This is a genomic window from Blastococcus deserti (genome assembly GCF_042682525.1).
Classification (GTDB): Bacteria; Actinomycetota; Actinomycetes; order Mycobacteriales; family Geodermatophilaceae; genus Blastococcus_B; species Blastococcus_B deserti.
The window spans coordinates 1-19,500 of the sequence record NZ_JBHUHP010000016.1; the positions used below are offsets into that span (position 1 = coordinate 1).

Sequence of the window (19,500 nt, forward strand, 5' to 3'; positions counted from 1 at the left end):
TCACCCGCACCACTGTGACTCGGCGTCGCCGGACGACCGGAGCATTCTCATCCGCAAGGACAGCGATCAAGATCGCAACCGATTACACCTCTTGCACCAGGCGGTCTCGTAAGTCGTTGTGACAGGTTTACCGGAGGCCCGTTCGCACGCTGGAGGGCATGGGCGACAGCGGATACGCCGACTTCCAAGCGCGGCGACGAGAGCGTGAACGGCAAGGACGAGATCGGGTCGGGCGAGCACGGACCCAGCAGGACCGGACAGTGCCCGTCGAAGGAGCGGCTGACCCTCGCGACCGGCGGAGCGCGGCAACGGCTTGCGCCTGGTGCGGTGGACCCATCACGCCAGGGAGCCGGGGACCAATCCCGAAGTGGTGCTCAGCCACGTGCCGGCACCGAGCCTGGGAACAGACACGTGCGGCGGCCTCCGGACGAGCAGCGGTCCACCTGGTGGAACGACAGGTGGAAGTCCGAGTACCAACCGCGCCCACCCGCCGCGATTGGACGCGGCTGCTCGCCGAGCTCGCGCATCAGTTGGAGGACGGCCGCGTCTACGACCGCGACCTTCCCGGGCTGGCCGGGGCCCTCGGTCGTGTTCTCGATGCCTACAACCTCCGATCCTACGTCCGCGACAGGAACGTCAGAGGCATGCCGCCAGTCTTGCGGGATCACCCTCCGAACAGCTTGTAGGGCTTCGGGGCACGGGCACGGCGACTATTCCGGCGGCGATCTCGTGCTCCTCAAGTAGGCCGGCCCCATCGCAGCGCCCCAGCGACTCGGTCGCTCGGGGAGCACTGGAGAAGTACTGGAGCCTGCTACTGGAGACGAACTGCAGGCCAGGGCGGCAGCGTCGGGCCTGGCGCTGCCGACGTCCAGAAGGGCCTGACCGTGAGCGATGACCGCACCCATGCCGCCCCGACGGTCCTGCTGACCCTCGACGAGGCGGCCGCGTTTCTCCGTACCTCTGTCGCGACTTTGCGGTACTGGCGTCACCTCGGCGTGGGACCGGCAGGCTTCCGTCTCGGCCGGCGCGTGCTCTACCGGCAGGACGACCTGGAGCAGTGGGTGACCGACCGACACGACGCCGCCGCGGCACGCCACGACGGAGCCGAGCCCGCATAGGCATCCAGTTCGTAACGGCCGGCGCCGTCCACAGGCCTCGGCCTGTCCCCAGTTTCATAGCGCGGGCCAGCTCCGGCTCCTGCCTGGGCCGACGCTTAGGCATCCGGCCACCCGGGGAGGAATCCATGCCGAGGCCACCACTCGCCGTGGGGACCTTCGGCGCGATCAACATCCTGGTTGTCGGCAAGGGCCGCGTGCGGGCACAGGCCAGCTTCCGCGACTTCGACGGCCGCCGGCGCTCGGTGAGCCGCTACGGTCGGACCAAGGCCGAGGCGGAGCGCCGGCTGCGGACGGCCCTGCGCGACCGGGGTAACGGCGTCGACGAGGGCGCCAGCGCCGACAGCCGGCTCGCGACCGTGGCCGCCGCCTGGCTCGCCGAGGTCGACGACAGCGACCTCGCCGTGGGCACCAAGCGGCTGTACCGGTTCGCCGTACAGAGCTACGTCATCCCGGGCGTCGGACAACTCCGGCTGCGCGAGATCACCGTGCCCGCCGTCGACCGTCTGCTGACCGCCGTACGCAAGAGCCACGGCGCCGGCGCTTCCAAGGCCGCCCGCTCGGTGCTGTCCGGGATCCTCACCGAGGCCGTCCGTCGTGGAGCCATCCCGACCAACCCGGTGCGCGAGGTGGCGTCTCGGCGGGCGCACCGGCGCCCCGCGCAGGGACCGCGCGCGCTGACGGTCGAGGAGGCGCGCCAGCTGTGCGAGCGGCTCGCCGCGGATGCCGAGGCGGTCGAGCTGGATCTGCCGGACCTGGTCGAGTTCATGCTGGGCACCGGCGTGCGCATCGGCGAGGCGTGCGCGGTCCGCTGGTCGGCCGTGAACCTGGACGCGGCGACTGTGCGCATCGACGCCACGCTGATCCGAGCACCAGGTCGCGGCCTCGAGATCCAGGAGTTCCCCAAGACAACGGCCGGTCGGCGGACGATCGCCCTACCGGCCTTCGTCGTCGACCTGCTCGAGCGCCGGCGGGCCCAGACGCCCACGCCGCAGGGCACGCTAGTGGTGTTCCCGAGCCCGACCGGCCGACTGCGGGATCCGCACAACACGAGCAGCCACCTGCGCCAGGCCCTCGATCGCGCCGGCTTCGACTGGGTGAGCTCGCACGTTTTTCGCAGAACCGTGGCGACCCGCCTGGACGAGGCGGGCCTGTCAGCCCGCCAGATCGCCGACCATCTGGGGCACAACCGGCCGAGCCTGACCCAGGACGTCTACATGGGTCGCGGCCTCGCGAGCCCGGAGGCGGCGACGGCGCTCCAGCAGTCTCGCTAGGCGCCGACCAGAACGGTCTGTAGGCCTGGGAGCGGGATCGACTGCGACGAATGTTCGTCATTTGTTCGTCGCAGCGACTCGCGCGACTAGCCCTTCAAGCCGCTGACCTGGGGTTTTGCTCCCCCGATTGGACTCGAACCAATAACCCTGCGATTAACAGTCGCATGCTCTGCCAATTGAGCTACGGGGGACGAGCGGGTGCGACCCGCTGGCCCGACGAGGGTACCCCACGCCGCGGAAGCTCCCGCGCAGGGCCCGCCCGCGTCTCGCGTTGCACACGACACAGGTAGCGTGATCGCGGCCCCCGCTCGACCGACCCGGAGGTTCCCGTGGCCAAGCTCTCCTTCCTCGCCGGTTTCGGCGCCGGCTACGTCCTCGGCTCCAAGGCCGGCCGCGAGCGGTACGAGCAGATCCGCCGCGGCTGGGAGCACGCCAAGGACGACCCGCGCCTGCAGAGCCTCGCCGGCGTCGCGCAGGCCAAGGCCGACGACGCCCTGTCCTCGCTGCGGGCCCGCATGGGCAGCGAGACGCCCCGCTGAGTCCGGCTCAGTCCGGCTGGTCGGCCGCGACGAGATCCGCCAGCTTCTTCCGCGCGGCCTCGCGGGCCACCGGATCGTTGCGCCGCTCGTCGTCGTCGAAGACCACGGTCCACTCGCGCACCGCCTGACCGGGGACCCGGCGGGCGACCAGCAGCACCCCTCCCCCACCCGGGAGCGGCGACCGCTGGCTGGCCACCACGGTCTGGTCCACGCGACGGCGCACGACCCCGGGCAGGTCACCGGCGTCGGTGAGCACGAAGCGCTGCTCCGGCCGCCGTGCCTGGACGCCGGGCTCCACCTCGACCAGCGCCGTCACGCGGAACGAGCCCCCGCCGCCGGCCGACGCGGTCCAGTGGGCGTGCGCGACCTCGTGCCAGGGCAGCACCGCGGTGTCGGCGGCCGGCGGAACCGTCGACGGCACGACCCGGAGCCCCCGGGACGTGGCGACGAGCCAGCCGCCCTCCCCCGCGAGCGTGCCCCAGGCCAGCACCCGCTCGTCGGGATCGGCCGCGACCTGCGCCCGCACGGGCTCCGGCGCACGCGCGAAGCGGTGCCGCACCCGGTCCAGCAAGCTCATGGCTTCTCCTCGCTGGCGCTCGTCGCCGCCGTTCGCCCGGCTGCTGTGTGCCTGCGTGAGCTCGCGAGCTCGCTCACGGGGTCAGCCCGCCCATCGCGCGTTCCCGCAGTGACCGGGCTTGCGCCTCGAGGGCCACCAGGCGGCCGAACACCTTCGTGTACTCGTCGGGCTCCTCGACCGGGTTCATCCGCTGCAGCTTGCTCTTGAGGTTGGCCACCTGGCGCACCGTCGCCATCTCCTGCAGGCGGGCCAGCACCGCGTTGACGTAGTGGGCGTCGGCCTCACCGACCGAGCGCATCGGCTCGACGGCCAGCGCCGTGAGCTGGGCCCGCGCCGACTCCCGCGAGCAGTGGACGGCCACCTCGTCCAGCCAGGCGGGGCCGGTCACCTGCGCCGCGGCCGCTCCCCCCGCGGCGGCCACCGCGGCGGCCACCGCCGAGTAGTCGGGGTCGGTGTAGGCGTCGAACGGGATCGCGTCGAAGGAGGGGCCGGCGATCTCGGGCACCTGCAGCGCCGCCTTCACCGCCTCCCGCTCCACCTCGATCGCGGCGTCGTCGGGGGTGCGCTGCGGCCCCCGCGGCCGGGGGCGGGGCCGGTCCCCACCCTCGCCGGTCAGCCGGCGCAGACGCTCCATGACGTCGGACTCGTCCGGCAGCCCGAGCAGCCCGGCCAGGCGGCGGGCGTAGGCCGGGCGCAGCGCGTGGTCCTTGATCTGGGCCAGCAGCGGCGCGGTCTTCTCCAGCGCGGCGACGCGACCCTCGACGGTGTCCAGGTCGTAACCGGCCAGCGTGGTGCGCAGGACGAACTCGATCAGGGGCGTCCGCCGGGCCACCAGGTCGCGGACGGCGGCGTCGCCCTGCTCCTGCCGCAGCTCGCACGGGTCACGCCCGTCGGGCTCCACGGCGACGAACGTCTGCGCGACGAACCGCTGGTCCTCGGCGAAGGTCTTCATCGCCGCGGCCTGCCCCGCCGCGTCGCCGTCGAAGGTGTAGACGACCTCGCCGCGGAACTCGTCCTGGTCCATGAGCAGCCGGCGCAGCACGCTGATGTGTTCGCCGCCGAACGCGGTGCCGCAGGAGGCGACCGCGGTGGTCACGCCGGCCAGGTGGCAGGCCATCACGTCGGTGTAGCCCTCGACGACGACGGCCTGGTGCCGGCGGGCGATGTCGCGCTTGGCCCGCTCGATCCCGTAGAGCACGGTGCTCTTCTTGTAGAGCGGGGTCTCCGGGGTGTTGAGGTACTTCGGCCCCGGGTCGTCGTCCATGAGCTTGCGCGCGCCGAAACCGATCACGTCGCCGGTGATGTCGCGGATCGGCCAGGTCAGCCGCCGGTGGAACCGGTCGATGAGCGTGCCCCGGGACGATTCCTTGGCCAGCCCCGCCGTCACCAGCTCCGCCTGGGTGAAGCCCTTGCCGCGCAGGTGCCGGGTGAGGGTGTCCCAGCCACCGGGGGCGAAGCCGCAGCCGAAGTCGAGCGCCACCTGGCGGTCGAAGCCACGCTCGGCGAGGAACTGGCGCGCGGGGGCGGCGTCCGGCGTCCCGAGCTGCTCGGCGAAGAACGCCGCGGCGGCGGTGTTGGCGGCGACCAACCGGGCGCGCTGGCCGACGTTGGCCCGGTCGGGGGCACCGGTGGGCCGGCCACCGTCGTCCTCGTAGTGCAGCTCGACGTTGGCCCGCCCGGCCAGCAGCTCGACGGCCTCGGAGAAGGAGAGGTGGTCGATCTGCTGGACGAAGGAGATGACGTCGCCGCCCATCCCGCACCCGAAGCAGTGCCACAGCCCTCTCGAGGGGGTCACCTGGAAGGACGGAGACTTCTCGTCGTGGAAGGGGCACAGGCCCTTGAGGCTGCCGCCGCCGGCGCGCTTGAGCTGCAGGTGCTCGCCGACGATCTCGTCGATCCTCGAGCGCTCGCGCACCAGCGCGATGTCGGCGGCCCGGATGCGTCCCCGCCCGGCCATCAGCTGCTCCCCCCGATGACGGCGGCACCCGTCGCGGCGGTGATCGCGGCGGTGTTCCGGCGGCTGAGGACGAGTTCCATCCACAGCAGGAAGACCTGGTGGTGCACCGGCAGGTCCGGCTCGGCGGTCAGCGTGGGGCGGGGCGACCACCCCCCGGTGGTGCCGCTCTCGGCCACCGGCTTCCCGTCGACCAGGAAACGGTGGGTGCCTTTCCAGCGCGAGGCGCTGCGCACCTCCACCGGCGTTCCCTCCAGCTCCACCCGCCAGGTGCCCTTCCACAGCGACGTCTGCCGCGCGCGCATCCGCACGACGTCCTCGGAATCACTCGCCCACCGGGCCGTGAGGTCGCCCCGGTGCTTGGCCAGCACCCACGTCTGCGTGCCGATGGTCGCCGTCCCCGCTTCCCTCCAGTTCGATGCCCGCAGCAGGGCGACGACCGCGCCGTCGCGCAGCACGGGGATGACGCCCGTGCCGGTGCCGGCGGAGCCGGGCTTGGCCAGTTCGAGCACGGTCTCCTCCTCAGCCGATCCCGGGTGCGCCGGCGACGCTCTCACCCGTCGCGCGGTAGAGCAGGTAGGCAGCAGTCTCCCGGAGGATGTAGCGGAACTGCGTGCCGCGGGTCTGCACGGCCGGGCCCTGGCGGGTCGGCGAGCTCTCCGCCTCCAGCCCGGCGTCCTCCGCCATCCGCTCGGCGCGCATGGCATGCCACGGGTCGGTCACCAGGACGGCGCGGGTCCAGCCGCGTTCGCCGAAGGCGGTCGAGACCACGCGCATGCTCTGCAGGGTGTCGACGCCCTCGGGCACGGCCAGCAGGGCGCCGTCGGGAACACCGGAGGCGGCCAGGTACTCCCGGCCCGCCTCGGCCTCGGTGAACTCGTCACCGGCGGCCCGGCCGCCCACGGTGACGATCACCGGGGCCACGCCGTCCTCGAACAGGGTGATGGCGTGCTCGAGCCGGGCCTCGAAGATCGACGACGGGACGCCGTTGTACTGCGCGGACCCCAGCACCACGATCGCGTCGGAGGCCGGCCGCGCATCCTGTCGGGCGTTCCACCAGATCGCCAGCGCGGTGGAGGCGATCAGGAGGAGGAACGCCAGTACGGCAGCACCGGCCACCCGGTTCAGCAGGTTCCCGATGCGCACCCCCACCCGTCATGGGTACCACGACGGACCGACGGTCCGGGACGTGCGGGAGGAGTGTGACCCGCCACCGGCGGCCGGTCCCGGCGTCCGCGAAGGACTAGCGGCCGCCGACCCGGACCAGCCCAGTCTCGTAGGCGAGGATCACCGCCTGCACCCGGTCGCGGAGGCCGAGCTTGGCCAGGACGTGCGTCACGTGCGTCTTCACGGTGGTCTCGGCGAGGTACAGGTCGCGGCCGATCTCCGCGTTGGACAGGCCCCGGGCCAGCGCGCGCAGGACGTCCAGCTCCCGCTCGGTCAGCCCGCTCAAGGCCGGCGGGACGGCGTCGGCCGGCAGGGCGGGCTGGCGGACATAGGTCTCCACCAGCCGTCGGGTGACGCTGGGAGCCAGCAGCATCTCCCCCGCCGCGCACGCCCGGACGGCCGAGACCAGGGAGGCCGCCGGGGTGGTCTTCAGCAGGAAGCCCGAGGCGCCGGCGCGCAGCGCGTCCACCACGTACTCGTCCAGGTCGAACGTGGTGAGCACCAGGACCCGCGTCCGCGGACAACGCTCGAGGATCTGCCGGGTGGCGGTCAGCCCGTCGCCACCCGGCATCTCGACGTCCATGAGCACGACGTCCGGCGACAGGGCGGCCGCCGCCGCTACGGCCGACGGCCCGCTGGATGCCTCCCCCACCACCTGGATGCCGGGGTCGGCGTCGAGGATCGCGGTGACCCCGTCGCGCAGCAGGTCGTGGTCGTCGGCGATCACCACCCGCACCGGGGGGCTCACGCCGGCCTCGTCGCCGGCGTCGGGACCCGGGCGTGCACCCGGAAGCCGGAGCCGCCCGGCCCGGGGCCGGCGACGAACTCGCCACCGAGCCGGTGCACCCGCTCCTCGATGCCGACCAGCCCGTAGCCCCGGCGCGGCACGGGCCCGGATCCCGGCCCGTCGTCCACCACCTCCACCTCCACCTCGGCGGACCGCACTCGGACGCGCACCGCCGCACCGGCGCCCGGTGCGTGGCGGAGCACGTTGGTGAGCGACTCCTGCACCACGCGGTAGACCACGGCGCCCACCTCGCCGGCGAGCTCACCGTCGACGTCGGCCCGCACCGCGAGACCGGCGGCCCGCAGCCGCTCGACCAGCGCGGCCAGGTCGTGCCCGTCCGGCCCGAGCGTCGCCGCGCCGAGGACCCCGTGGTCGAGCACCTCCACGAGCCGGTCGAGCTCCTGCAGCGTCTCGGCGGCGGTCCGGCGGACCACGTCCAGCGCGCGGCGTGCGCGCTGCGGGTCGCTCTCGCGGGTGGCCAGCGCTGCGCCCGCCTGCATCACCATGACGCCGACCGCGTGCGACACCAGGTCGTGCAGCTCACGGGCGACGGCCAGCCGCTCGGTGCGGACGGCGGCGCCCGCGGCGGCCGCGAGCTCGCCCGCCCGCCGGTCCCCCCGGGCGCGCGCCGACCGGCCCCAGACGTCGCTGATCCGGACGACGGCACTCCCGACGGCCGCGGCGGACAGCACGAGCATGGAGATGAGGACGTTCTCCGGGCTCCGCACCGCCATGTGCACGCCGATGCCGGCGGCGAGGACGCCGACCGCGAGCAGACCCCGGGGCCCCCGACCGACGGCAGCCCAGGTCAGGCTGCCCGGCGTGAGGAGGAACCAGAAGCCGCTAGCCAGCGGCTGGGTCCAGGTGCCGGCGGCGAAGACGAGCCCGCAGGCGACGGCACCAACCTCCGGGGCGACCCGCCGGAGGACGACCGTCGCCGCGGCACACCCCGACAGGAGCGCCGACACCGCTGCCACCGTCTCCCCCCGCGGGAACTCGTCTCGGTAGGCGAAGTTCTCGGCCACGGCGAGCACCGTGGCCGCGCAGGCGAGGACGACGTCCCCGCGTGAGATCCGTAGGGCGGGAACGGCGGGCGTCGTGGGCTCCGCAGCGACGTCGTCGTGGGCCTCGCGCAGCAGCCCGAGCAGCCGGCGCAACTCCAGGCCGGCGCGGGCGCCGTACTCCTGGACGGCGCGCAGCGCCGCGGCCGGATCGTCGTCCCAGTGCCGGACGGCGTCGTCGGCGGCGCTGCCCATGGCGATGGCTGCCGAACGGACGACGGCCTGTATGTCGCCGGCGAGCCGGGCGCGCTCGACGGCGACGGCGGCGCGGGCGACCTCCGCCTCCGGCATGGAGGCGAGCCGGCCGGCCCGGGTCCGCTCCGCCGCCGCTCGGTGGCCGGCCCGTCCGGCGAGCCGCAGCACCGCCCACAGCGTCAGCAGGATGACGGTGCCGAACACGAACTCCGGCGGCCCGGCCGCGTCGTCGTTCGCGACCGCCAGCGCGGTGCCGGTCAGCACCGTGACCACGGCGAGAGCGTCGAGCACGCGTCCGCGCCTCATCGGCCGACCGTAGCCACGCGAGCGACCGCGTGGCGTCGTCCGAAGGTCGGAGACGGCTCCTTCGCAGGTCCTGAGGAGAACGGCCGTCCGGTCGGACGCCCCGCGGGCCCGGCGTTCCTAGCGTTCGCCGCATCGCGCTTCCACCGGGGAAGCCGCCCGTACGAGGAGCAGGTCATGATGCAGCTGGAGCGAGCGGCGCTGGGCGCCGCGGTCGCGCTGTCGGTGCTGTCCATCGGCGACGCCGTGTGGCGTGCCACCAGCGAGGCGGTTGCGCCCTGGGACACCGAAGGCGGCACCACCTGGGTGGTCGTCGCCACCAACCTCCTGATGGCGGTGACGTTCGCCCTGCTGGCGGCGGTGCTCGTCCGCCACGCACGGCGCATCGACGACGGCAGCGCTGCGCGACGGTGGATCCGCCGACTGCTCGCCGCCGACCTGGCGGTCCTGGCGTCCGGCTTCGTGGTCGTGAACGTCATCGACCCCGAGAGCGTCGGCACGGTCGCCGGCGTCACGTTCCTCGCGATGTTCGCCCTGGGTGCCGCCCTGGGTGCAGCACTGTTGCGGCGTCCGGACGTGCGGCTGCCCGCCGCTCTGATGGTGGCGGCGATCCCGGTCATCGGGCTCACCTTCGCGCTGGAGGCACTGGCCCCGGGCTGGGGCCACCCCGGCTACGCGGAGACCGCGCTGTACCTCGGCATCGCGATGCTGGGCCTCGCCGCCGCGGGTTCCGGCACGAGGACGCCGGACCGGGCGACGGTCGGCGCCCGCCGCTGAGGATGGAGCCGGTGCCGGAGGGGGCGACCCGTCCGGCACCGGCGCGTCACGACCCGGCGCGCTCCGCGCCGAGGGCGGCACGGGCGGCCTCGAGCCGGGCGACCGGCACGCGGAATGGCGAGCAGGACACGTAGTCGAGCCCCACGTCGTGGAAGAAGTGCACCGAGTCGGGGTCGCCGCCGTGCTCGCCGCAGACGCCCAGCTTGAGGTCGGGACGAGCGGCGCGGCCCTTCTCCACCCCGATCTGCACGAGCCGGCCGACGCCGTCGCGGTCCAGCGACTCGAACGGCGAGACGCCGAAGATCCCCTTGTCGAGGTAGGCGTGGAAGAACGCCGCCTCGACGTCGTCGCGGGAGAAGCCCCAGGTCATCTGCGTGAGGTCGTTGGTGCCGAACGAGAAGAACTCGGCGTACTCGGCGATCTCGTCGGCGGTCAGCGCCGCGCGGGGCACCTCGATCATGGTGCCGATCAGCGCATCGATGGGGGTGTCGGCGTGCGCGCACACCTCGGCGAGCACCTTCTCCGACTCCTCGCGGATCGCCTCCAGCTCCTGCACGGCCCCCACCAGCGGGATCATGATTTCCGGCCGCGGGTCGCCGCCGGCCTTCCTCCGCTCGCACGCTGCCTCGGCGATCGCCCGCACCTGCATGGCGAACAGGCCGGGTACGACCAGCCCGAGCCGGACGCCGCGCAGGCCGAGCATGGGGTTCTGCTCGTGCAGCCGGCGGACGGCGGCCAGCAGCCGCAACGTGCCCTCGTCGGCGTGGCCCTTGGCCTCGGCGACCGCCACGCGGACGGACAGCTCGGTCAGGTCGGGCAGGAACTCGTGCAGCGGCGGGTCGAGCAGCCGCACGGTGACGGGCAGCCCGTCCATCGCCTCGAAGATCTCGAGGAAGTCCTGCTTCTGCAACGGCTCCAGGGCGTCGAGCGCGGCCTGCCGCTCCTCGTCACCCTCGGCCAGGATCAGCTTCTCGACCAGCTGTCGCCGGTCACCGAGGAACATGTGCTCGGTCCGGCACAGCCCGATGCCCTCCGCCCCGAAGCGACGGGCGCGGGCGGAGTCCTCCGGGGTGTCGGCGTTGGTGCGCACGCCGAGCCGGCGCACCTCGTCGGCGTGGCTCAGGATCCGGTGCACGCTGCGGACGAGGTCGTCGGCGTCCTCGGACTCCGGGTCGATCTCTCCCTCGAAGTAGCGGACGACGGACGACGGCTCGACCGGCACCTCGCCGAGCCACACCCGGCCGGTCGACCCGTCGATCGAGATGACGTCGCCCTCGTTCACCTCGGTGCCGTCCGGCGCGGTGAACCTCCTGGCCTTGGTGTCGACCTGCAGCTCCTCGGCGCCGCACACGCAGGTCTTGCCCATCCCCCGCGCGACGACGGCGGCGTGCGAGGTCTTGCCGCCGCGGCTGGTGAGCACACCCTGGGCGGCGATCATGCCGGAGAGGTCGTCGGGGTTGGTCTCCCGCCGGACCAGGACGACCTTCTCCCCCCTCTGCGCCCACTCCACCGCGGTCTCGGACGAGAACACCGCCCTGCCGACGGCCGCGCCGGGTGAGGCGTTCATGCCCTGGGTGAGCTGCTTGGCGTCCCCGCCCGAGACGAACCTCGGGAACATCAGCTGCGCCAGCTGGTCGCCGGTCACCCGGCGGACGGCCTCGTCCATGTCGATGAGGCCCTCGTCGACCAGCTGCGTGGCGATGCGGAACGCCGCCGCCGCGGTGCGCTTCCCGACCCGGGTCTGGAGCATCCAGAGCTTGTTGCGCTCGACGGTGAACTCGATGTCGCAGAGGTCCCGGTAGTGCGACTCCAGCCGCGCCATGGTGTCCATGAGCTCGTCGTAGGCGCCCTTGTCGATGCTCTCGAGCTGGGCGAGCGGCACGGTGTTGCGGATGCCGGCGACGACGTCCTCGCCCTGGGCGTTCTGCAGGTAGTCGCCGTAGACGCCCTGCTCGCCGCTGCCGGGGTCGCGGGTGAACGCCACGCCCGTGCCGGAGTCCATGCCGAGGTTGCCGAAGACCATCGAGCAGACGTTGACCGCCGTCCCGGCGTCGCTCGGGATCCGCTCGCGGCGGCGGTAGAGGATGGCCCGCTCGGAGTTCCAGGAGTCGAAGACGGCGTTGATCGCCAGGTCCATCTGCTCGCGCGGGTCCTGCGGGAAGTCCCGTCCGGTGTGCTCCTCGACGATGGCCTTGAACCGCGCGACGACGTCCTTCAGGTGCTCGGCGTCGAGGTCCAGGTCGAGGTCGGTGCCCTGCTCCCGCTTCACCTCGTCGAGCGCGTCGTCGAAGAGCTCGCCGTCGATGCCGAGGACGGTCTTGCCGAACATCTGGATCAGCCGGCGGTAGGAGTCCCAGGCGAACCGCTCGCTGCCCGACTGCCGCGCCAGCCCCTGCACGGACTCGTCGTTGAGCCCGACGTTGAGGACGGTCTCCATCATCCCGGGCATCGACGCGGCGGCACCGGAGCGGACCGAGACCAGCAGGGGGTCGGCCGGGTCACCGAGGGTCTTGCCCATCGCCTTCTGGAGCGCGTCCAGGTACTCGCTCACCTGCTCGGCGAGGTCGGGCGGGGTGGTGCCGTGCTCCAGGTAGTAGCGGCAGGCGTCGGTGGTGATGGTGAACCCGGGTGGCACGGGCAGCCCGAGGTTGGTCATCTCGGCGAGGTTGGCGCCCTTGCCGCCGAGCAGGTCCTTCTGGTCCTTGCTGCCCTCGCTGAAGTCGTAGACCCACTTCGTGGCCGTCCCGCTGTTCACCGGTCACACCTCCGCGCTCGACGTCCGCTGCGTCTGCGGCAGATCGTCGCGCACCAGGACGCCCGGCGGGACAAGTTCGGGGTCTCGATCTGGGACGTTCGGCCACGATGCCGGACTCCGAGAGATCTTCGCGGACCGGTAGGGGGCCGCGAGCCGGCATCCGGACCACCCCTACGGGGTGGCCGCACCGGTAAAGCCGACAGCGGCGGCTGCCGAAGACCACCAGGCCCGACGTCCTCCGCGACAAGAAGGTCCTGATGTCCCGATCACTGTCCGTCCGCGCTCGGATGGGCGCCGGCGTGGCCGCCATGGCGCTGCCGCTCGTGGCCGTCTCCGGGACGGCCATCGGTGGCCTCGAGACCACGCTGGACAGCTTCGCCGACACAAAGGACGAGGCCATCGAGGAGGCGCTCCCGCTGGCTCGGCTGCAGTCACTCGTCGTCCAGGTCGAGCGCGACGGACAACTGGCCGTCCTGCAGCCCGAGGCCTCGCCGCCGGCCGCCTACGAGGCGGCCCGCGACCGCATGGCGGATGCCTTCGCTGCCCTGGGAGGGCAGCAGATGACGGAGGAGGGCGACCTCGCGTCCGTCGCCGAGGTGCACGCCCGCCGCGCCGTGGCGGTGCTCGACGAGGCCGTCCGATCGCCGGCCACGACCGCCGCGGAGCGCAGCACGGCGGCGAGTCGGCTGACCGAGGCGCGCGGGCACGTGGAGGAAGCGGTGACGGCCCTCGAACAGGCGGAGGAGCTGGCCTCCGCCGACATCCTCGACGAGTACGAGGACGCCCATGAGAGCCAGCGCGTGGTGTTGGGCTGGATCGTCGCGGCCGCGGGGATCGGCCTGGTCGTGGCACTGGCGGGCGGGCTGCACCTGACCCGGTCGGTGCTGCGCCCCCTCGGCGCGTTCCGCGAGGCCATCCGGCGGCTCGGCGACGGGATGCTCTCCCACCGCGTGGAGCTGCCGTCCGGCGACGAGTTCGGGACGCTGGCACGGACCTTCAACGCGATGGCCGAGCAGCTCGAACGCCAGCAGCAGGAGCTCTTCCGCTCCGCTCGGCACGACGCGCTGACCGGACTGCCGAACCGGGTGCAGCTGCGCGAACACCTCGACGCGGCGCTGAGCGCCGACGGCGCGACGTCCCTGCTGCTCATCGACCTCGACGGCTTCAAGAGCATCAACGACACGCTCGGACACTCGGTGGGCGACGAGGTGCTCTGCACCGTCGCGGACCGGTTGCGCCGGACGCTGCGGGCCGGCGACCTGGCCGTCCGCCTGGGCGGCGACGAGTTCGCCGTCGCCGTCAGCGGTGACGAGGCGGAGGCCGGGCAGATCGCCACGCGAGTGCTCGACGCCGTGCGGCCCGCGATCCGCCATGCGGACCGGGACCTGTTCCTCACCGCCAGCATCGGAGTCGCGAGCGTGTCCGCCTCCGCGAGCAGCGCGGAGGACCTCCTGCGCCTCGCCGACCTGGCCATGTACCAGGCCAAGAACGACGGCAAGGACGACGTCCGCGTCCACGACGCGCAGCGGCAGGAGGCCATCGAGGACCGGATGCGGCTGGCCACCGACCTGCCCGGGGCGCTGCAGGCCGGTGAGCTCGTCCTGCACTACCAGCCGGTACACGCGATCGACGGGCACGACCTGGTGGCGGTGGAGGCCCTGATGCGGTGGGAGCACCCGACCCTCGGCCTCGTGTCGCCCGGCTCATTCATACCGCTCGCCGAGAAGACGGGTCTCATCGTCCCCATCGGAGCGTGGGCGCTCGATGAGGCCTGCCGCCAGCTGCGCGAATGGCGGACGCTGTTCGGGAACGAGCGCGGCCTGCAGATGAGCGTGAACGTCTCCGCCCGGCAGCTGGCCGACGAAGGATTCGCCGCACTGGTGGGCCAGACCCTCAGCCGGCACGGCATACCGGCCGGGTCCCTGGTCCTGGAGATCACCGAGAGCATGCTGGTCGAGGACCAGCGCTCCGAGGTCAGCCGCCTGGCCGCGCTCAAGCAGATCGGCGTCCAGCTCGCTGTCGACGACTTCGGCACGGGGTACTCGTCCCTCAGCTACCTGCCGCGATTCCCCGTGGACCAGCTGAAGATCGACCGGTCCCTCGTGGAGCAGATCGATCAACCCCGGGGCAAGGCGGTCGCCGCAGGCATCATCGAACTGGCGCGGGTGCTCGGCCTGGAATCGGTCGCCGAGGGGATCGAGGACGAGAACCAGCTCACCGCACTCGCGGCGCTGGGCTGCGCCTTGGGCCAGGGCTTCCACCTCGCTCGCCCGGCCGCTGCGGCCGACATCACCGAGCGGCTGGCCGAAGCGCTGTCCGGCCGGCAGATGTCCGCCCGCTCCTGCTGAGCCGGTTGCCGCCGTGCCGGCCTCCGCCGGGCCGGCGTCAGTCGGCGAGCCAGCGGCCGCAGACCCTTGGGCCGTCCTCGCCGACGACCCGGAGCTCGCTGACCGTCCCGTCGGCCCACTGCACCGTGACCAGCCGGGCCGCGTCGTCCTCGCGGGTGGGGCCGATCTCCGCGGGCCCCGCGCCGAGGTAGGCGCCGGCGACCTCCCCCGGTGACAGCCGCGCGCGCTCCTCCTGGCACAGGAGGGCGTGCGCGGTCTCGGTGTCGTCCTCCGCGAGCGCGGCCAGGAAGACCCCGGCGACCTCCCGCGCCTGCTCCTCCCCCGAGCCCTTCACCAGCACCATGAGCACGACCATGAGGACGGCGAAGGCGGCGGTCCCGCCGAAGATCCACAGCAGCGGCCCGCGTGCCGGGCGGGGCGTCCCGGTGTGCAGCGGAGCCGGGTCGTCGTCGTAGAGGAACGGCCCGGTCGTCATCCGCCGCCCACCAGGAGTTCCGCGCCGGCCGGCGGCCGGGGGTCGTCCCGGTCGGCGAGCCAGCCCTCGGGCAGCGCGACCGGCCGCGGCGGGCTGGTGCGGCCGCGGGGCGCCCCGAGGACGACGGCCGGATAGGGCTGGTCGGGGATGCGCGCGAGCAGCTCGGCGAGCTCGTCCAGGCCGCTCACCATCGCCAGCGCCCGGCGGACGTCGGAGCCCACCGAGAAACCCTTGAGGTACCAGGCGACGTGCTTGCGGAAGTCGGTGCAGCCGTGCAGCTCGCCCTGTTCCTCCGACAGCAGCGTCGCGTGCCGGTGCATCACCGCGGCGACCTCGGCCATGGTCGGCAGCGCGCGTCGCGGCGTCCCGGCGAAGGCGGCGGCCAGGTCGCCGAACAGCCACGGCCGGCCCAGGCAGCCCCGCCCGATGACCACGCCCGCGCAGCCGGTTTCGGCCACCATGCGGAGGGCGTCGTCGGCCTCCCAGATGTCGCCGTTGCCGAGCACCGGGATGTCCACGGCCTCCACCAGCCGGGCGATGGAGGACCAGTCGGCCGTGCCGCTGTAGAGCTGGTCGGCCGTGCGACCGTGCAGGGTGATCGCCGCGGCGCCCTCGTCCTGGGCGATCCGGCCGGCGTCGAGGTAGGTGACGTGGTCGGCGTCGATGCCGATCCGCGTCTTGATCGTCACCGGGACGTCCCTGGCCGCGCGGACGGCGGCCCGCACGATGTCGCGCAGCAGCACCCGCCGCCACGGCAGCGCCGACCCGCCGCCCTTGCGGGTCACCTTGGGCACCGGGCAGCCGAAGTTCAGGTCGATGTGCGCCGGACGGGTGCCGGCGACGCCCTCGTCGACCAGCATCGCCACGGCGCGGCCGACCGTCGCCGGGTCCACGCCGTAGAGCTGCACCGAGAAGGCGTCCTTCTCGTCGGCGGTCGCCCGCACCATCTGCAGGGTCTTCTCGTTGCGCTCGACCAGCGCCCGCGTGGTGATCATCTCGCAGACGTAGAGCCCCGCCCCGAACTCCCGGCACAGGGTGCGGAACGCCGGGTTGGTGATGCCGGCCATCGGCGCCAGCACCACCGCGGGATCGACCGCCAGCGCGCCGAGCTTCAGCGGCGGCAGGGCGGCCGTCGTCGTCGGCTCCAGCGTGCTGGTCACGCCACCCAGGGTAGGCGGCCCCGCTTCCGGTACAGAAAGCTGCGCGGAGGCGCCCAGCTTTCTGTACCGGAAGCTGCGTTCAGCAGACGGGGAGCTTGGCCTTGAGGTAGCTCTCGACCTGGTGCAGCCCGACCCGCTCCTGGCTCATCGAGTCCCGCTCGCGGATGGTCACCGCCTGGTCCTCGAGCGTGTCGAAGTCGACGGTGATGCAGAAGGGTGTGCCGACCTCGTCCTGACGGCGGTAGCGACGGCCGATCGCGCCGGCGTCGTCGAAGTCGACGTTCCAGCTCTGTCGCAGCTGCGCGGCCAGGTCACGGGCCTTCGGCGAGAGGTCGGCGTTGCGCGACAGCGGCAGGACGGCGGCCTTCACCGGAGCCAGCCGCGGGTCGAGGCGCAGCACCGTGCGGGTGTCGACGCCGCCCTTGGCGTTGGGCGCCTCGTCCTCGGTGTAGGCCTCGATGAGGAAGGCCATCAGCGACCGGGTGAGGCCGGCCGCCGGCTCGATGACGTACGGCGTCCAGCGGGTGTTGGTCGCCTGGTCGAAGTAGGTGAGGTCGGCGCCGGAGTGCTCGGAGTGCGTCTTCAGGTCGAAGTCGGTGCGGTTGGCGATGCCCTCGAGCTCACCCCACTCCGAGCCCTGGAAGCCGAAGCGGTACTCGATGTCGACGGTGCGCGTCGAGTAGTGCGACAGCTTCTCCTTCGGGTGCTCGTAGTGCCGCAGGTTGTCCCGGTCGATGCCCAGGTCGGTGTACCAGCGGGTGCGCTCGTCGATCCAGTACTGGTGCCACTCCTCGTCGGTGCCGGGCTCGACGAAGAACTCCATCTCCATCTGCTCGAACTCCCGGGTCCGGAAGATGAAGTTGCCCGGGGTGATCTCGTTGCGGAACGACTTGCCGATCTGGCCGATGCCGAACGGTGGCTTCTTCCGGGACGCGCCCATCACGTTGGCGAAGTTGACGAAGATGCCCTGGGCGGTCTCCGGACGCAGGTAGTGCAGGCCGGACTCGTCCTCGACCGGGCCGAGGTAGGTCTTGAGCATCATGTTGAAGTCGCGCGGCTCGGTCCACGCGCCCTTCGTGCCGCAGTTCGGGCAGCTGATGTCGGCCAGGCCGTTCTCGGGTGCCCGGCCCTTGCGGGCCTCGAACTCCTCCTCGAGGTGGTCGGCCCGGAACCGCTTGTGGCAGCTCTGGCACTCCGTCAGCGGGTCGGTGAAGACGCCGACGTGACCCGAGGCCACCCACGTCTGCCGCGGCAGGATCACCGACGAGTCCAGGCCGACGATGTCGTCGCGGCTCTGGACGACGGTGCGCCACCACTGCTTCTTGATGTTGTCCTTCAGCTCGACGCCGAGGGGCCCGTAGTCCCACGCGGAACGGGTGCCGCCGTAGATCTCGCCCGACGGGAAGACGAACCCCCGTCGCTTGCAGAGGTTGACGACCTTGTCGAGGCGCTGCGGGTCGCGCTTCGGGGTCGAGTCGGCGTTGGCGGCGGACTCGGTGTTCGTGGGGCTGGCCACGGGAGGCTCCATCCGGCTGGCGGTCGGCGGTTGACCCGCCCACGGTAGTTGGCCGCCGCACGGGACCGATGACAGCGGTCCCGACCGGTGCGGAGGTCGGCGTCCGCCGCGGGACGACGCGGCCGCCGATGCCCGGACGACCGCCGGCCTCAGACGCCGCGGAGCAGGAGCAGCCAGGCCACCCCGGCGCCGAGGATGACGAGGACCGGCAGCACGGTCAGCAGCACCCACGGCCACCGGCGGCCGCGGACGTCCGCGGACCGGTGCGCCGGCCCCGCGGCCGCACCGGCGTGGACCAGCCCGTGCGGCGGCTCCGCCGGCTCGAACGCGAGGGTCTTCTGCCGGGCCGGAGCCGGACCACCGAGCTGGTCGGTCGGCTGATCGGCGAGCGCCACGCCCTCGGGACGGGCCGGAACGCCGTCCGGGGGGTCCGGCGGCGGCGAGGAGAGGTCGGAGCCGGAGCGGACCGGAACGCCGTCCGGGGGGTCCGGCGGCGGCCAGGAGAGGTCGGGGCCGGCCGGCTGGGCAGCAGGAGCCGGGGCCGCCCACCCGCGGGGCAGGTCCGGAGCCGGACGGTCGGGCAGCGGCGGCAGCCGGATGTCCCGGGTCGGGTCGGCGATGCTCTCGGAAGGGGACCGAGGCCGGTCGTCGCGCGGGCGGTCGGTCATGACGCCTCCTCCGGGCACCTGGTGCGGCGCCCCCTGTGGCGACCGCCCGTTGTGGAGTGCCCGGGCACGCCTCGCCCAAGCCTGTTGGAGGTCGTCTCTCGCCCGCACCGATCAGGTGCGCGGCGGCAGCGGGTGGCGCTCGAGGTGCTCCGACGACTCGAGGTCCTCCGACGACGTCGGCGATCCGGGGGGTCGATCTCGATCCGGCCCCGGGTGGGCGCCCCTCACGCGGCGCTGAAGCCGCAGATGCTGCGGCCGTAGGGAGCGACGAGCACGGAGACGCGGAAGGCGACGGGTCCGTCGCTCGCGTCTCTGCCCACGAACAGGACACGGTCCCGATCGCCCCTCCGCTCGACCCCGACGATCGACGGGGCCGTTTCCCCGCCGCCGGCGACGCGGTCGAACTCCGCCTGCAGCGCCTGCCCGTCGGGAAACGCGTCGAGGCCGCCCGTGCACAGCATGAGACGGGCCGTATCGCTGTCGCCCTGGACCAGGGCCTCTACCCAGGCCGCGGCGGCCCGCATGCTCGATCGGTCCCCCGCCACCCCGCCGCTTCCCGCGGCCGGCGGAAGAGCGGATTCGGACCGAAGAGACACCGTGGCCGGGGCGGGCACCGCGACGGCCGGGCGGTCCGGGCTGCCGTGGACGGCGAGGACCCCCGCCCCGGCGCCCAGCGCGACGACGGCGAGGAGGAGGACGGTGACGAGACGCGGCCCGCGCCGACGGGATGCGGCGACGTCGGCGGAGTCCGGGGCCGGGAAGGCCGGCGCGGGTCCGGACAGCTCGTGGCCGAACCCGCCGTGAGGATGTCCACCCCCGCCGTGCTGCC

General features: G+C 73.2%; 17 protein-coding genes and 1 tRNA gene. 5 read left to right on the forward strand and 13 right to left on the reverse strand.

All coding sequences use genetic code 11. From position 1 onward, the window contains the following. The first annotated feature begins 884 nt into the window (after nucleotides 1-884). Complete coding sequence (locus ACFSHS_RS15665) at nucleotides 885-1,118, forward strand: helix-turn-helix transcriptional regulator (RefSeq protein WP_376878021.1); 234 nt, start codon at nucleotides 885-887, stop codon at nucleotides 1,116-1,118. A gap of 125 nt (nucleotides 1,119-1,243) precedes the next feature. Further along, nucleotides 1,244-2,389 carry a site-specific integrase gene (locus ACFSHS_RS15670; protein ID WP_376878023.1) on the forward strand — a complete coding sequence of 382 codons (1,146 nt, stop codon included), beginning with the start codon at nucleotides 1,244-1,246 and terminating at the stop codon, nucleotides 2,387-2,389. Nucleotides 2,390-2,507: 118 nt separating this feature from the next. Here ACFSHS_RS15670 and ACFSHS_RS15675 read toward each other — a convergent pair. Next, a tRNA-Asn gene (locus ACFSHS_RS15675) sits at nucleotides 2,508-2,580 on the reverse strand. 138 nt (nucleotides 2,581-2,718) lie between these two features. On the opposite strand from ACFSHS_RS15675, the gene ACFSHS_RS15680 reads away from it, so the two are divergent. Continuing rightward, nucleotides 2,719-2,928, forward strand: a complete 210-nt coding sequence (locus tag ACFSHS_RS15680; protein WP_376878026.1) for a hypothetical protein — start codon at nucleotides 2,719-2,721, stop codon at nucleotides 2,926-2,928. Nucleotides 2,929-2,935: 7 nt separating this feature from the next. Here the strand turns inward: ACFSHS_RS15680 and ACFSHS_RS15685 are convergent, their stop codons facing one another. From ACFSHS_RS15685 to ACFSHS_RS15710, 6 genes are all read right to left on the reverse strand, one after another. Then, on the reverse strand, nucleotides 2,936-3,505 hold the full coding sequence (locus ACFSHS_RS15685; RefSeq protein ID WP_376878029.1) for a hypothetical protein: 570 nt from the start codon (nucleotides 3,503-3,505) through the stop codon (nucleotides 2,936-2,938). Between the two features lie 73 nt (nucleotides 3,506-3,578). After that, nucleotides 3,579-5,462 (reverse strand): DNA primase, encoded by a 1,884-nt coding sequence (dnaG, locus tag ACFSHS_RS15690; protein ID WP_376878032.1) that lies wholly within the window; start codon nucleotides 5,460-5,462, stop codon nucleotides 3,579-3,581. Next, a complete protein-coding gene (locus tag ACFSHS_RS15695; RefSeq protein ID WP_376878035.1) occupies nucleotides 5,462-5,971 on the reverse strand; it encodes a hypothetical protein in 510 nt (169 codons plus the stop codon). Before ACFSHS_RS15695 ends, dnaG begins: the two co-directional genes overlap by 1 nt. A gap of 10 nt (nucleotides 5,972-5,981) precedes the next feature. Continuing rightward, on the reverse strand, nucleotides 5,982-6,611 hold the full coding sequence (locus ACFSHS_RS15700) for a YdcF family protein (protein WP_376878038.1): 630 nt from the start codon (nucleotides 6,609-6,611) through the stop codon (nucleotides 5,982-5,984). A gap of 91 nt (nucleotides 6,612-6,702) precedes the next feature. Then, nucleotides 6,703-7,374: a response regulator gene (locus ACFSHS_RS15705; RefSeq protein WP_376878041.1), complete on the reverse strand. Its 672-nt coding sequence runs from the start codon at nucleotides 7,372-7,374 to the stop codon at nucleotides 6,703-6,705. Continuing rightward, complete coding sequence (locus ACFSHS_RS15710) at nucleotides 7,371-8,975, reverse strand: sensor histidine kinase (protein WP_376878044.1); 1,605 nt, start codon at nucleotides 8,973-8,975, stop codon at nucleotides 7,371-7,373. The genes ACFSHS_RS15705 and ACFSHS_RS15710 overlap by 4 nt, the downstream gene beginning before the upstream one ends. A gap of 174 nt (nucleotides 8,976-9,149) precedes the next feature. Between ACFSHS_RS15710 and ACFSHS_RS15715 the strand changes: the two genes are divergently transcribed. Continuing rightward, nucleotides 9,150-9,749 carry a hypothetical protein gene (locus tag ACFSHS_RS15715; protein ID WP_376878047.1) on the forward strand — a complete coding sequence of 200 codons (600 nt, stop codon included), beginning with the start codon at nucleotides 9,150-9,152 and terminating at the stop codon, nucleotides 9,747-9,749. Nucleotides 9,750-9,795: 46 nt separating this feature from the next. Here the strand turns inward: ACFSHS_RS15715 and ppdK are convergent, their stop codons facing one another. Further along, entirely contained in the window at nucleotides 9,796-12,504 is a 2,709-nt protein-coding gene (ppdK, locus tag ACFSHS_RS15720; protein ID WP_376878050.1) for a pyruvate, phosphate dikinase, read from the reverse strand. A gap of 257 nt (nucleotides 12,505-12,761) precedes the next feature. On the opposite strand from ppdK, the gene ACFSHS_RS15725 reads away from it, so the two are divergent. Next, nucleotides 12,762-14,852, forward strand: coding sequence for a putative bifunctional diguanylate cyclase/phosphodiesterase (locus ACFSHS_RS15725; RefSeq protein ID WP_376878053.1), 2,091 nt, complete (start codon nucleotides 12,762-12,764; stop codon nucleotides 14,850-14,852). Nucleotides 14,853-14,889: 37 nt separating this feature from the next. Here the strand turns inward: ACFSHS_RS15725 and ACFSHS_RS15730 are convergent, their stop codons facing one another. The 5 genes from ACFSHS_RS15730 to ACFSHS_RS15750 form a co-directional block, all read right to left on the reverse strand. Beyond that, a complete protein-coding gene (locus tag ACFSHS_RS15730) occupies nucleotides 14,890-15,327 on the reverse strand; it encodes a hypothetical protein (protein ID WP_376878056.1) in 438 nt (145 codons plus the stop codon). Continuing rightward, nucleotides 15,324-16,487, reverse strand: a complete 1,164-nt coding sequence (gene dusB / locus ACFSHS_RS15735; protein ID WP_376878059.1) for a tRNA dihydrouridine synthase DusB — start codon at nucleotides 16,485-16,487, stop codon at nucleotides 15,324-15,326. Before dusB ends, ACFSHS_RS15730 begins: the two co-directional genes overlap by 4 nt. Nucleotides 16,488-16,566: 79 nt before the next feature. After that, entirely contained in the window at nucleotides 16,567-18,003 is a 1,437-nt protein-coding gene (locus tag ACFSHS_RS15740) for a glycine--tRNA ligase (RefSeq protein ID WP_376878062.1), read from the reverse strand. Between the two features lie 149 nt (nucleotides 18,004-18,152). After that, complete coding sequence (locus ACFSHS_RS15745) at nucleotides 18,153-18,671, reverse strand: hypothetical protein (RefSeq protein ID WP_376878065.1); 519 nt, start codon at nucleotides 18,669-18,671, stop codon at nucleotides 18,153-18,155. Nucleotides 18,672-18,895: 224 nt separating this feature from the next. Further along, nucleotides 18,896-19,195, reverse strand: coding sequence for a hypothetical protein (locus ACFSHS_RS15750; protein WP_376878068.1), 300 nt, complete (start codon nucleotides 19,193-19,195; stop codon nucleotides 18,896-18,898). Nucleotides 19,196-19,500: the final 305 nt, after the last annotated feature.

Coding starts and splice junctions, on each gene's coding strand:
- ACFSHS_RS15670 (WP_376878023.1), top strand. CDS start 1,244: ATGCCGAGGCCACCACTCGCCGTGGGGACCTTCGGCGCGATCAACATC.
- ACFSHS_RS15685 (WP_376878029.1), bottom strand. CDS start 3,505: ATGAGCTTGCTGGACCGGGTGCGGCACCGCTTCGCGCGTGCGCCGGAG.
- dnaG (WP_376878032.1), bottom strand. CDS start 5,462: ATGGCCGGGCGGGGACGCATCCGGGCCGCCGACATCGCGCTGGTGCGC.
- ACFSHS_RS15710 (WP_376878044.1), bottom strand. CDS start 8,975: ATGAGGCGCGGACGCGTGCTCGACGCTCTCGCCGTGGTCACGGTGCTG.
- ACFSHS_RS15715 (WP_376878047.1), top strand. CDS start 9,150: ATGATGCAGCTGGAGCGAGCGGCGCTGGGCGCCGCGGTCGCGCTGTCG.
- ACFSHS_RS15725 (WP_376878053.1), top strand. CDS start 12,762: ATGTCCCGATCACTGTCCGTCCGCGCTCGGATGGGCGCCGGCGTGGCC.
- ACFSHS_RS15730 (WP_376878056.1), bottom strand. CDS start 15,327: ATGACGACCGGGCCGTTCCTCTACGACGACGACCCGGCTCCGCTGCAC.
- ACFSHS_RS15745 (WP_376878065.1), bottom strand. CDS start 18,671: ATGACCGACCGCCCGCGCGACGACCGGCCTCGGTCCCCTTCCGAGAGC.
- ACFSHS_RS15750 (WP_376878068.1), bottom strand. CDS start 19,195: ATGCGGGCCGCCGCGGCCTGGGTAGAGGCCCTGGTCCAGGGCGACAGC.